This window comes from Thermomicrobiales bacterium (assembly GCA_023954495.1).
Lineage (GTDB): Bacteria > Chloroflexota > Chloroflexia > Thermomicrobiales > CFX8 > JAMLIA01.
In genome coordinates this window covers 1-13,137 of sequence record JAMLIA010000084.1, presented here as the reverse complement: position 1 = coordinate 13,137, position 13,137 = coordinate 1, and the positions used below count along the sequence as shown (strand labels likewise).

The 13,137-nt window shown below is 62.1% G+C and carries 10 protein-coding genes; 9 read left to right on the top strand and 1 reads right to left on the bottom strand.

Annotation, left to right across the window (positions count from 1 at the left end; all coding sequences use genetic code 11):
• The 4 genes from M9890_13315 to radA all read left to right on the top strand — a co-directional run.
• Nucleotides 1-486, top strand: a 486-nt coding sequence (locus M9890_13315) for a metallophosphatase family protein (protein MCO5177930.1), incomplete at its 5' end; no start/stop codon positions are given.
• Between the two features lie 197 nt (nt 487-683).
• Complete coding sequence (gene rpsA / locus M9890_13310; GenBank protein ID MCO5177929.1) at nt 684-2,129, top strand: 30S ribosomal protein S1; 1,446 nt, start codon at nt 684-686, stop codon at nt 2,127-2,129.
• A 236-nt stretch (nt 2,130-2,365) separates the two neighbouring features.
• Entirely contained in the window at nt 2,366-4,816 is a 2,451-nt protein-coding gene (locus M9890_13305; GenBank protein MCO5177928.1) for an ATP-dependent Clp protease ATP-binding subunit, read from the top strand.
• Between the two features lie 83 nt (nt 4,817-4,899).
• On the top strand, nt 4,900-6,276 hold the full coding sequence (gene radA, locus M9890_13300) for a DNA repair protein RadA (GenBank protein MCO5177927.1): 1,377 nt from the start codon (nt 4,900-4,902) through the stop codon (nt 6,274-6,276).
• Here radA and murG read toward each other — a convergent pair.
• Nucleotides 6,273-7,430 (bottom strand): undecaprenyldiphospho-muramoylpentapeptide beta-N-acetylglucosaminyltransferase, encoded by a 1,158-nt coding sequence (gene murG, locus M9890_13295; GenBank protein ID MCO5177926.1) that lies wholly within the window; start codon nt 7,428-7,430, stop codon nt 6,273-6,275. The genes radA and murG overlap by 4 nt on opposite strands.
• On the opposite strand from murG, the gene lspA reads away from it, so the two are divergent.
• Genes lspA through M9890_13270 form a run of 5 tightly spaced genes read left to right on the top strand, consistent with a single transcriptional unit; the run spans nt 7,411 to nt 12,942 of the window.
• A complete protein-coding gene (lspA, locus tag M9890_13290) occupies nt 7,411-8,064 on the top strand; it encodes a signal peptidase II (GenBank protein MCO5177925.1) in 654 nt (217 codons plus the stop codon). The genes murG and lspA overlap by 20 nt on opposite strands.
• Nucleotides 8,061-8,984 (top strand): RluA family pseudouridine synthase, encoded by a 924-nt coding sequence (locus M9890_13285; GenBank protein ID MCO5177924.1) that lies wholly within the window; start codon nt 8,061-8,063, stop codon nt 8,982-8,984. The genes lspA and M9890_13285 overlap by 4 nt, the downstream gene beginning before the upstream one ends.
• Nucleotides 8,984-10,264, top strand: coding sequence for a DUF4147 domain-containing protein (locus M9890_13280; protein MCO5177923.1), 1,281 nt, complete (start codon nt 8,984-8,986; stop codon nt 10,262-10,264). Before M9890_13285 ends, M9890_13280 begins: the two co-directional genes overlap by 1 nt.
• 54 nt (nt 10,265-10,318) lie before the next feature.
• Entirely contained in the window at nt 10,319-12,031 is a 1,713-nt protein-coding gene (locus M9890_13275) for a thiamine pyrophosphate-binding protein (protein ID MCO5177922.1), read from the top strand.
• On the top strand, nt 12,028-12,942 hold the full coding sequence (locus M9890_13270) for a nucleoside hydrolase (GenBank protein MCO5177921.1): 915 nt from the start codon (nt 12,028-12,030) through the stop codon (nt 12,940-12,942). The genes M9890_13275 and M9890_13270 overlap by 4 nt, the downstream gene beginning before the upstream one ends.
• Nucleotides 12,943-13,137 lie beyond the last annotated feature (195 nt).

The following is a 13,137-nucleotide window of genomic DNA, read 5'->3' as shown; positions in this document are numbered from 1 at the left end:
CTGGTAGCGGACACGCACCTTGTGGCGCAGCGTCCGCTGCCGCCCGCTCTGCTGGAGGGCCTGTCGAGTTGCGACGTGATCTTTCACGCGGGCGACATCCTGCGCCCATGGGTGCTGGAGCGCCTCGAATCCATCGCGCCGGCGTTCGCGGTGTATGGGAACGGTGACGAAGCAAACCCGGACATGATGCGGATGCTGACGTTTGAGCGCTACTTCCGCTGCGGCGAGCATCGCATCGGGCTGCTGCACGGGCACCACCACGCCGGGAAGTCGCGCGTGACCGCTCGCGAGTATGCGTTTGACCGCATGCGCGGGCTGGTGGATTGGGTCGTCTACGGGCACAGTCACCAACCGAAGATCGAAGAGCGGGATGGACTGTGGATGATCAATCCCGGCTCGCCGACGCAGCCGCGCTGGGCCCCGCGTCCAACGTGGGGAACGCTCGATGTGGGTGAGCAGGTGCGCGCGCAACTCATTGATCTCTAGACGCGACCACGCATTCGGGAATAGCTGAACCGGCGCGCTGATGCACACCGTTGCATAATTGCCATGATTCGCACTATAATTGGTCGCGCTTCGCTGACGGCGCAAGGCCGTCTTTTGGCCTGCCGACCGTCGGCAAATCTCACGCGCAGGGATGGTATATGGAACGTACCGAATTCAATGGATCCATGCAAGGCAGTGTGGATCTGAACCCAGAGGGCGATAGCGACGACGCTGGGCGTGCTCTGATGGAGCAGCTGCTGGCGGATCCGACTCACGACTATCATACGTTGAAGTATGGAGACGTGATGGAAGGCACGATCATGCATCTTGATCGTGACGAGATCCTCGTCGACATCGGCTCCAAGTCCGAAGGCGTCATTCCGGCCCGGGAATTCTCTACGCTCAACGAAGAAGAGCGCAGCGAACTGTCGGTTGGCGGGAGTGTCCTCGTCTTCGTCGTCCAGCCCGAAAACCAGGAGGGTCACGCGGTCGTCTCGATCGATCGTGCCCGCCAGGAGAAGAGCTGGCGCATTCTGCAGGATCAGTTCGAGGCCGGTGAGGTCATCGACGCCGAAGTTGTGAACTACAACAAGGGCGGCCTGCTGGTGAATCTCGACGGCGTGCGTGGCTTTGTGCCGGCGTCGCAGGTGACCGAGATTCGCGGCGGTGATGACGCTCAGAAGCAGGCCGACATGGCCCGCCTGATCGGCTCGAAGTTGCAGCTCAAGATCATTGAGATCAACCGCCATCGCAATCGCCTGATTCTATCGGAGCGCCAGGCGCTCCAGGAACGCCGCGATGTGATGAAGGAGAAGCTCATTCAGGATCTTCGCGAAGGCGAAGTCCGACATGGGCGCGTCTCCAGCATTTGCGACTTCGGTGCGTTCGTCGACGTCGGCGGTGCCGACGGACTCGTCCACCTGTCCGAGCTTTCATGGAGCCGCGTGCGCCACCCAAGCGAGGTTCTGCAGGTTGGTCAGGAGATCGACGTCTTCGTCCTCGGCATCAACGCCGAAGAGAAGAAGATCGCGCTCTCGATCAAGAGAACCCAGGCCGAACCGTGGAGCCGGGTTGCGACGAAGTACGACGTGAACCAGCTCGTTATCGGTACGGTGACACAGCTCGCCAACTTCGGTGCGTTTGCTCGCATCGAGGACGGCATTGAGGGTCTCGTCCACGTATCCGAGCTGTCCGAGTTGCGAATTAACCATCCGCGCCAGCTCGTGCATGAGGGTCAGGACCTGCTGCTAAGGATCATTCGGATCGATCCACAGCGGCGACGCATGGGCCTGAGCCTGCGACGCGGACTTGAGGCGACCGACGAAGAGGTGCTTGCTGCTCTCGGCGAGGAAGCTGTCGAGCTCAAGAACCAGCTTCTGGCGCTTGAGGTCGAGCCGGATGAAGACGGCGAGCCTGCGATGCCGCGCGCTGAGCGCGAGCCTGAGCCGGAGCCCGAGCGAGCAGCTGAGGACGAAGCGCCAAGCGACCAGTCGATTGAACTGGATGACGACGAACCACAGACCGCAGCCGGACTGGCGATGTCTCAAGCACTCGCCGAGGCCGCGGCCGCTGATGAATCCTCATCGAATGAATCAGGCGACGAAGCCGCCACAGATGGCGAGTCCGGGGAACAATCGAGCTAGTCATTCACCCCGCCCGTATCGCCAGAGCCCGCACCTGCGATCAGAACGCGACCGGCCCGTTACGGGTCGGTCGTGTCTGGCTTTCCGTTCATATAACGTCCCAGCAGCATGGCCAGGGACTTGCAACTGTCAGTTACCGGCAGTAGGCTCGTGGTAGGTAACCACGTTAGTGCGATTGGTGACGCGGATAGCGCCCGGCCAGGCGCGAGCCGCACCCGATCGTCGGAGACAAGCACATGGCAGATAAGTTTGAAAAGTTCACCGAACGCGCGCGCAAAGTCCTGACCTTGGCTCAGGAAGAAGCGCAGCGTTTCAACCACAACTACATTGGCACCGAGCATCTGCTGCTGGGTCTGGTTCGGGAAGGTGACGGAGTCGCCGCACGTGTCCTGAGCAACATGGGAGTCCAACTCCCCAAGGTTCGTTCGGCTGTTGAGTTCATCATCGGTCGCGGCGAGTCGGTTATCATGGGGGAAATCGGCCTCACTCCGCGGGCCAAGAAGGTCATTGAACTTGCGGTTGATGAAGCCCGACGTCTAAACCACCACTACATTGGAACAGAACACCTACTGCTCGGTCTCGTTCGCGAGGGCGAGGGCATCGCGGCGGGCGTCCTTGAGAGCCTTGGCGTGAATCTGGAGAAGGTTCGCGCGCAGGTGATGCAGGTCGTCAGCCAGAACGCCGGCTACCAGCAGTCGAAGCAGACGACCAAGACTCCGTATCTCGATGCGCTCGGATTCGATCTGACCGAAGCCGCACGGCAGTCCAAGCTCGACCCGATCATCGGTCGCCAGAACGAGATCGAACGGGTCATGCAAATTCTGTCGCGTCGGACCAAGAACAACCCGGCACTCATCGGTGAGCCGGGCGTTGGCAAGACCGCCATCGTCGAGGGTCTTGCGCAGCGGATCATCGGCGGTGACGTTCCGGAGCCGCTGCAGAATAAGCGGCTCGTTGCGCTCGACATCGGCGCGCTCGTCGCAGGCACGAAGTACCGCGGTGAGTTTGAGGAGCGGTTGAAGAAGATTGTTGGCGAGGTCAAGGAGACCGGCGCCATCCTCTTCATTGATGAGTTGCATACCCTCGTTGGCGCGGGCGCAGCCGAAGGAGCCGTCGACGCGGCGAACATCCTGAAGCCTGCGCTGTCTCGCGGCGAGGTGCAGACCATCGGTGCTACGACGCTCGACGAGTACCGCAAATACATCGAGCGCGACGCCGCACTGGAGCGTCGCTTCCAGCCGATCCAGGTGCCGGAGCCGACGACGGAAGAGACGGTTTCGATCCTGCACGGCATCCGCGAGCGCTACGAAGAGCATCACAAGCTGAAGATCACCGACGCCGCGCTCGAAGCTGCCGCGCAGTTGGCGGCGCGCTACGTTACCGATCGATTCATGCCGGACAAGGCGATCGACCTCATTGACGAGGCATCGTCGCGCGTGCGCATGTATCGCTCTGCTTCGCCGCCAAGCCTGAAGGAAGCGATGCGGGGCATGGAGAGCCTCCAGCGTGAGTTGGATGCTGCCGTCTCTGGCCAGGAGTTCGAGCTCGCTGCAGATCTGCGGGATCGCGAGCGCAAGCTGCGCATGCGGATCGCCGAGCTGGAGAAGGACTGGAAGGAAGAGCAGGGCAACGAGAGCCCGGTCGTGTCCGAAGAGGACATCGCCCAGGTCGTCTCGATGTGGACCGGCATTCCGCTGACCCGACTGGCTGCCGAAGAGTCTGAGCGCCTGCTCCATATGGAGTCTGCGCTGCACGAACGTATCATCGGACAGGACGAGGCCATCTCGACGATGGCGAAGGCCGTCCGTCGCGCTCGCGCTGGTCTGAAGGACCCACGGCGTCCGATCGGCTCGTTCATTTTCCTTGGCCCGACAGGCGTCGGCAAGACACTGCTGGCGCGCGCACTTGCCGAATTCATGTTCGGTTCGGACGACTCGCTCATCAAGATCGACATGAGTGAGTTCATGGAGCGCCACTCGGTCGCCCGTCTCGTCGGAGCGCCTCCGGGCTACGTCGGGTACGAAGAGGGTGGCCAGCTCACTGAGGCCGTGCGCCGGAAGAGCTACTCGGTCATCCTGCTGGACGAGATCGAGAAGGCGCACCCGGAAGCATTCAACATGCTGTTGCAGATTCTCGAAGACGGCAACCTGGCAGACGCCAAGGGCCGCCGCGTCGACTTCCGCAACACGATCATCATCATGACGTCCAACATCGGTGCTGAGCAGATCACGACCGATAAGCAGTTCGGCTTCTCGACGTCAGTCGACGAAGAGAAGCGTGCCAAGCAGGATTACGATCGGATGCGCGAGCGCGTCACGGATCAGCTCAAGCGCACATTCCGGCCGGAGTTCCTGAACCGTGTTGACGGTGTGATCGTCTTCCACGCACTGTCGACCGAACAGATTCGCGAGATCGTCGAGCTGGAGCTGAAGCGGATCAAAGAACAGCTCTTCGAGCAGGAGATTACGATCGACATCACGACCGAAGCCAAGGACTTCCTTGGCGAGCGTGGCTACGATCGGCAGTATGGTGCCCGCCCTCTGCGGCGTATCATCCAGAACCTGATCGAGGATCCGCTGGCCGAAGGTCTGCTGGAAGGCCGCTACAATCCGGGCGTCACGATCATCGTTGACGTTGTAGATGACCTGCTGAAGATCGAGCCAGCCTCGGAATTCGCCGCAGTCTGATGCGGTCGGCGAGAACCTGAACCAGTGCCAGCACGGGGGCGTTACCGCCCCCGTGCTTGCGTATCCACGAAAGGTCGCTGAGCTTGGCAAAGCGACGCACCAAGTACGTCTGCCAGCAATGTGGACTGGAAAGCGCAAGCTATTACGGCCGTTGCCCTGACTGCGGTGCCTGGGGCTCACTGGTGGAGACAGTCGAGGCGCAGGCTCCAGCAGTCGGTAAGTCCGGCACCCGTCGTGCTGGTCCCGCTCCGGCCCCACAACCATTGTCTGCAGTGCCGAGCGCGAGCGTCAGCCGTCGTCCGCTGCCGATGATGGAATTCTCGCGCGTACTAGGCGGCGGAGTCGTTCCGGGGTCGCTTGTGCTGGTCGGCGGAGACCCTGGAATTGGTAAGTCAACCCTGCTCCTGCAAGCTGCGGCAGACCTGTCGGCAAACGCCGAATCGGTGCTCTATGTCACCGCCGAGGAGTCGGTGCAGCAGGTGAAGCTCCGCGCTGAACGAGTTGGGGCAGGCGTGGATCACCTGTATGTCCTGTCTGAGACGAATATTGACGACGTCATCGCAGCCGCGGAAAGACTCGGTCCGGTTGTCGTCATCATCGACTCGATCCAGACGGTGTTCACTCCGGACATCAGCTCGGCTGCCGGGAGTGTGAGCCAGGTACGGGAGTGCACCACCCGCCTCGTCGCGTTCGCCAAACCGCGTGACGTCGCAGTTTTCATCGTCGGGCACGTGACGAAAGAAGGCTCGATTGCTGGCCCCCGCGTGCTTGAGCACATGGTCGATGCGGTGCTCTATCTGGAAGGCGACCGGTTCCATCAGTACCGCATTCTTCGCGCGGTTAAGAACCGATTCGGCTCGACCGACGAAGTTGGCGTGTTCGAGATGGTCGAGCGCGGCATGCGCGAGGTCCGCAATCCGAGTGAGGCGTTCCTCGAAGAGCGTCCCGGGAATGCGGCCGGCTCGACGGTGGTCGTCACGATGGAAGGCACCCGCCCAATCCTCGTTGAGGTTCAGGGCCTGACAAGCGCAAGCGCGTTTGGTAACGCGCGCCGAACGGCGAACGGCATCGACCTCAGCCGCATCCAGATGCTTGTCGCGGTGCTATCGAAGCGGGTCGGGTTGTCGCTCGCCGATCAGGATGTCTTCGTCAACGTTGTCGGTGGCATGAAACTCAGCGAGCCGGCTGCCGATCTGGGCGTGGCGATGGCGATCGCATCGAGCTATCGAGAGTCGCGAATTGATCCTCGACTCGTGACAGTTGGGGAAGTCGGACTCGCAGGCGAGCTGCGCTCGGTGAGTCAGCTCGAACGGCGACTGCAAGAAGCGGCGAAGCTTGGATTTGAGCGGGCTGTCGTTCCTGCCGCGCTCGGGCGCGGGCTGGTTCGGCCACCCGCAGGACTCGAGATTATTCGCGCTGCGACTCTCGACGAGGCAATCGACCGCAGCCTCGATCGCTAGTCTCGTCCAGCCTGCGCGAGTGACTCGACTTCGTCCGCGAGGCGAGATGCCGCGTCATGCGTGTCTGAGCCACAAGCAGCAGCACGCATCTTCGTGAGTCGCCCCGGCGTGGTCACGAGTTCGCGTATCTCATTGACAAGCCGCTCCGGCGTCAGGTCAGCCTGAAAAATCTCGATGGCTGCGCCGCGTTGGACGAGCTGTTGCGCATTCTGATGCTGCTCCTCAGCGCCGGGAAGCGGCACGAGAATGGCAGGGATACCGAGCGCGCTGACCTCATTGACCGTGCCGGCTCCGGCTCGGCCCAGCACGACGCTCGCGGCGGCGTAGACATCGCCAATCTCATCACCGACAAGCTCGACAACACGGTAGCGACTCCGCAGGTCGAGCGAGAGAGTGTTCGCACGTTGCTGCAATGTTGCAGCATCGTTGTGAAGAGCGAGCGGGCCGGCCTGATGCAGAATTGCGACATATCCCAGCAGGTCAGACAGCGAGTCAGCGACGACAGCATTCAGTGAACGCGCGCCCTGGGCACCGCCGGTAATGTAGACCAGCGGCAGGTCGTCCGGCAGATCGAACGCTGAGTATGCGCGCGCGGCGTCGCCGTGAAGCACGGAAGCTCGCACAGGGTTGCCGGTGACGACGACGCGACCCCGTGCGGACGAGAGCAGCGATTGCGAGCGCTCATAGGACAGGGCAACAACGTCGGCGAAGCGCGCGTTGATCTTCGTGGCCAGTCCGATGTGCGCGGTCTGCTCGTGCGTGAGCGTCGGAATGCCGCGCATTCGTGCGGCAACGACAGTTGGCACGCTGACGAATCCACCGGTCGACACAACCACCGCGTCACGCCATTTGGCGAGAAGACGCCATGCCTGAACGACACCGACCGGAATGCGCATCGCGTCGAGCGGGGTCTGCAGCGAGAGGTACCGTCGCAGCTTGCCGGTTTTCACGGTCGCGAACGTTGCGCCGATTGCGGCGGCTGCATCGCGCTCGACGGCAGCGCCCGAACCGATCCAGAGAATTTCAGTTGAGCGCCGTCGTTGCAGCTCCTGGGCGACTGCGACCGCTGGTGAAACGTGCCCGCCCGTCCCACCGCCTGCAATGATCAAACGAAGGGCATTGGCGGACTGGCCGGTGGTAGACTCCGAGCGCAACGGCAACCTCCGGAGCGTCGTACGAAAGCGAGCGAAATCCGGCCATGCGCCGGTCCGCATCAAGGAGTGTTCCATCAACTCGTCCGACTCTCAACCTCATACGCGCGCCTACCTGAAGCCGCTTGTCTTCGCATTGACTGCTGCGCTCAGCGTGCTGGCTCTCGATCTCCTGACGAAGCGCATTGTGCTGGATCGTCTCGGCCCGGATGGCGATCGTGACGTCTTCACCGTCATCCCGGGTGTGCTGCGGTTCATCTACGTTCGCAACACTGGCTCAGCCTTTGGACTGTTTCAGGGCAGTTCCGAGATTCTGAAGATTCTGGCGGTCGTCGCGGTGTCGTTGCTCGGGATCTATTACGCGCGGGCGGCGGCGCGTGATCCGCTGCTGGCGATCGCGCTTGGCATGCAGATTGGCGGCGCGTTCGGGAACATCATCGATCGGTTCAGATACGGGCATGTCATCGACTGGATCGACTTCCCGCGCTTCCCGACGTTCAACGTCGCCGATTCCGCAATCACGATCGGCGTGATTCTGCTGATGTACTGCCTGCTCTTTCGCGATCCTGAGGTTCGCCAGTCGCCGAACAATGCAATTAGCACCAGCAGCCTCGCGGAAGCGCCCGACGAACAATGAGCGATTCCTCGTTTGTTGTCCGGCTGGATGTGCCACCTGAATGTGCGGAGGAGCGAGTTGATCGCTTCGTGACCGACCGCATGCCGGACACAAGCCGCTCGTTCGTGCAGCGCCTCATAGAGGCGGGTGACGTGCTCGTCAACGGCGAAACAACTCGCCCAAGCTACAAGGTGGCGGCAGGCGACAAAGTGGAAGTGCGCTCGCCGCGGCCTGAAGAGCCTGCGGAGCTGACTCCTGCGGTCGTGCCAATCGCCATCGTCTATGAGGATGATGACGTGATGGTTTTCGACAAGCCGGCCGGTCTCGTTGTGCATCCTGCGCCGGGACATGAGCACGGGACGCTCGTCAATGTCCTCAAGTGGTTGCGACCCGAGATGATCACGCCGGGTGCCGAACGTCCGGGCATCGTTCATCGCCTCGACAAGGACACGTCCGGGCTGATCGTGGTAGCCAAGAATGAGCATGCGCGCCGGTCACTCCTGAAGCAGTGGCAGCAGCGGTCTGTCATCAAGGAATACACGGCGCTCGTCCTCGGCAACGTCCCGGAAGACGAAGCGACGATCGACGCGCCGATTGCCCGTGACCCGCACAACCGCAAGCGCATGGCAGTTGTTCGCGACGGCCGATCTGCCATTTCTCATTTCCGCGTGATCGAACGCCTGCCCGGCTACACGCTGCTGGACGTCAATATCGAGACCGGCAGAACGCACCAGATCCGGGTGCATTGCGCGTTCATCAAGCACCCGGTCGCAGCCGATACGTTGTATGGCGGCAAGTCGCCGGACCTGCCGCTGGAACGCCAGTTCCTGCATGCTCGCAGACTTCGATTCGCGTTACCGGGTGGACAGCCGATTGATGTCGAGGCAGCCCTGCCACAGGATCTCTCCGACACGCTTGCCCTGTTGAAGCAGCGACAGTAATGGCCGACTCGCCGCTGCGCGATCTGATTGTTGAGATGTATCACGCTGCCGTCGAACGAGTAGACGCCGGTGCTTCAGTCCGTCGCGTGCTGACACTCCGAAGCGATGGCAGCCTCGAGGTCAACGAGCGGATCGTCGCGGACAATGATGCCGAAATCTGGGCGATCGCCATTGGCAAGGCTGGTTGCCAGATGATGGCCGCTGCAGAGGAGGTCCTCGGCGACCGGTTGCAGGACGGCATCGTTGTCACGAAACAGGCACCGGAGCATCTGGCGCTGCGCTCGACGGTGTTGCTTGGATCACACCCCGTTCCAGACTCGGAATCCGTGGCGGCAGGACAGCGGCTGATCGAGTTCGCGCAGGCAGTTCCGCAGGGTGCTGTTGTGCTGTGCCTCATTTCCGGCGGCGGCTCGGCACTCGTTGAAGCGCTTCGACCGGGCATCAGCCTCGATACCTTGCGCGACATAACGCAAGAACTCCTGCGCGGCGGTGCGTCGATCCGAGAACTCAACGCGGTGCGTTCACGACTGAGCCTTCTGAAGAGCGGCGGGCTGCTCAACATATTGTCCGGCAGGAGCGTCGTCAACCTTGTCGTCTCAGACGTGCTGGGCAATCCCCTGACGGTCATCGCGAGTGGTCCGACCGTCCCTCCTGACATGCACGAAAGCGCTGAGGCCGTTGTTGAGCGGTTTGGTCTGAAGATTGATCTGCCCGAGGCGAGCGAGCGTCGAGGCGTCGAGCCGCTCACGTCGTGCGTCGTTGCCGATCTGGCAGCCGCGATGGAAGCGGCGGCGGATGTTGCACGCGAGCAGGGCCTGGCGGTCCATCTCCTCGGCGGTGGTATCGACATAGAAGCCCGCGAGGCGGGCCGCATGTTCGGCAGCATCGTCGCTGAGACGATCTCAGGACGTACCTCATTCGCGTCGCCGTGCTGCATCGTCGCCGGCGGTGAAACGGTTGTCCACGTGACAGGCGACGGGGTCGGCGGGCGCAATTGCGAGGCGGCGGTTGCTGCCGCGTTGCGAATCGCGAGGCTGCCCGGCTGCGCGATCGGCTGCCTGGCGACTGATGGCGACGACGGCGTGAGCGGCGCGGCCGGCGGAGTCGTCGACGGCACCACGGTCGATGATCCTCGATCAGCCGAGCAGACGATAGCAGCCAGCGACACTTTCACCTGGTTGAACAAACGAGGCGCTGCCCTGGTCACGGGTCCGACGGGAACCAACGTGAACGATCTCATGATCGGCGTCATTGCGCCTGAGGGCTGGACGAGCACCTGAGACCGCCGTATAGTGTCGCGGCATCCAAAGGGAAATCGAAAGGACGTAAGGTCGGTGAATGTCAGTGACGCGATCGCCGAAATCCTGATACAAAGCGGGATCGAGCATATCTTTGGCCTGCCGGGTGATACGGGCATGGACTTTTACGATGCGCTGTATCGCAATGAGGGCCGCATCCAGCATGTGTTGACTCGCGACGAGCGGTCCGCTTCTTTCATGGCCGATGCATACGCGCGCGTTTCCGGCAAGATCGGCGTTTGCGAGGGCCCGAGCGGCGGCGGCGCGACCTACATCGTGCCCGGCGTTGCCGAAGCGCACGGGTCGTTCTTGCCACTGATCTGCCTGACTTCCGATACACCGATCTCGCAAGAGGGGCGTGGCGTCCTGACCGAGCTCGATCAGCAGGCGCTGTTCCAACCGATCACCAAGTGGGCAGCGCGCCTGACGACGGCTGATACTGCACCAGATGTTGTTCGTCGCGCGGTGCGGATGGCAACGACCGGTCGGCCCGGAGCGGTCTCGATCTCGATGCCGGCCGACGTGTTGAAGGCGCCTGTTGACGATGACAACGTCTACGGCGTGCCGCACTTCGGCGCGGTCCCGGCGAGCCGATCACGGCCCGACGCCGAAAGCGTCGAGCGGGCGGCAGACCTCATCCGCGCTGCAAAGAAGCCGGTCATCGTCGCAGGCGGCGGGGTGCTCATTTCGCGCGCCTGGGATGCGTTGACAGCGCTCGCCGAGGCCGGCTCTATCCCGGTGGGCACATCTATCAATGGTAAGGGTAGCATCGCCGAAACCAATCGTCTGTCGCTCGGTGTTGTCGGTGGCAATGGAGCACGACCGTATGCGAACCGGATCGTGGCCGAGGCGGACCTGATCATCCTCGTGGGCACGCGCACCGATTCGACGACAACGCTCAACTGGACGCTTCCCAAACGATCACGCGATCTGCCGGTCGTTCACATCGATATTGATCCATGGCAGATCGGCAACAACTATCGAACCATTGCTCCTGTCATCGGCGATGCCGGAGCGGCGCTGATGGACCTGGCCGAGGCGCTTGGCAAGCAGACGCCGTCTGTCGATCGAGTGCAATGGCTGGACGGCATCGATGCCTCGCGTACGGCCTACTTCGATCAGGTCGCCGAGGAGGCACGCTCAGATTCGCAGCCGATCAAGCCGCAGCGCGTCATTGCTGCGCTCAAGCAGCTGCTGCCGGACGAAACGGTGATCGTCGCTGATCCAGGAACGCCGACTCCGTATCTCGGTGCGCAGTACGTCCTGCCGCAGGCCGGCCGCTGGACCGTGATCCCACGTGCACACGGTGGCCTGGGCTACGCGCTCCCGGCTGTCGTCGGCGCGCACTACGCCCGACCCCAGGGCCGCACGATCAGCATGATGGGCGATGGTTCATTCGGCATGTCAGTTGGTGAATTGGAGACGATCTCGCGCCTGAATCTGCCGCTGACGCTGATCCATTTCAACAATGGCGCATTTGGCTGGATCAAGGAGCTGCAGCACCTGTATCACGGCCAGCGTTACTTCTCAGTTGACTTCAACCCGGTTGACTACGCCGCGATCGCTCGCGGCTTCGGGCTGCGCTCGTGGCAGGTGACTGACCCGGCAGACCTGCAGCGCACCCTGGCGGAGGCACTCAACGACGGCGGACCCACATTCGTTGACATCAAATCGGAGTCGCAGCTAACCGAAACGCCGCCAGTGCATGCCTGGCTTGAAGCGGTTGCGCAGGGCGGAGGAGATGAATGAGCGACAGTCGGATACCGTTGCTGCTGGATGTTGATACCGGTGTCGACGATGCCATGGCCATTGCGCTTGCGTCACGCCTGGATCGCCATCGCCTGATTGGCATTTCGACCGTCGCCGGAAATGTCCCGCTTGAGTTCGCAACTCGCAACACGCAGACAGTCGCCGCATGGCTCAACCTTGATGTGCCGATTTATTCGGGCATGGATCGCCCACTTGTTCGCGAGCTGGTTGATGCCAGAGCGCATCACGGCACGGCGGGCCTGGGCGATTGGGAGCCCGATGTCGAACCGGCTCCGCTGTCTTCAACGAGCGCGCCGGAAGCTATCGTGCAGTTGGCGCGGGAGCACCAGGGCAACATCACGTTCGTTTTCGTTGGCCCACTCACGAATCTTGCCGTTGCGCTATCGCTCGAGCCACGCATCGTCGACTGGGTACAGCAGCTCGTGATTATGGGTGGCGCGTTTTTCAATGAGGGTAACCAGACTCCGGCGGCTGAGTTCAACATCTTTGTCGATCCCGATGCTGCCCAGCGGGTTGCCGATGCCGGGTTCCGGGCTACCTGGGTTGGCCTGGATGTGACGCACAAGACAACACTGGATCGCACAGGTTGGGATCGGCTCGCGCAGGCCTCGGAGCCGAGCGCAGTGCTTGTTCGGGAGATGACGCGGCGAATTCTGGTTGATCTCGAACGACCGGCAGCGAACCTCCACGATCCGCTTGCAGTTGCAGTTGCCGAAGACCCGTCGCTAGTTGAGCTTGCTGAAGGTCAGGTTGTGATCGACACAACTGACGCAAAGCGGGGTCGGACCCGGCTTGCGGAGGCAGCTGCGGGAGATGCAGTGTCTTCGGTGTGTCGCTCAGTCGATCGTGAGGCATTCGGCGCGCTCTTCGCAAGGGTGGCCGGGAACTAGCGTTTTCGAATTAGCATGGCGGGTACGAGACCTCATTCTTACCAGGAATGAAGTCTCGTATTTGAAGCCGCTGTGCGATGGTGCATCCGGGCGCTGCGGATGTGTGAACCACGGAAGGTATGCTGTCACTCTCCGAGGCAAGGCCCGTTCATGGAATTGACTTGCCGCTTTCAAGATCTGGTTGTACGTCTGCAT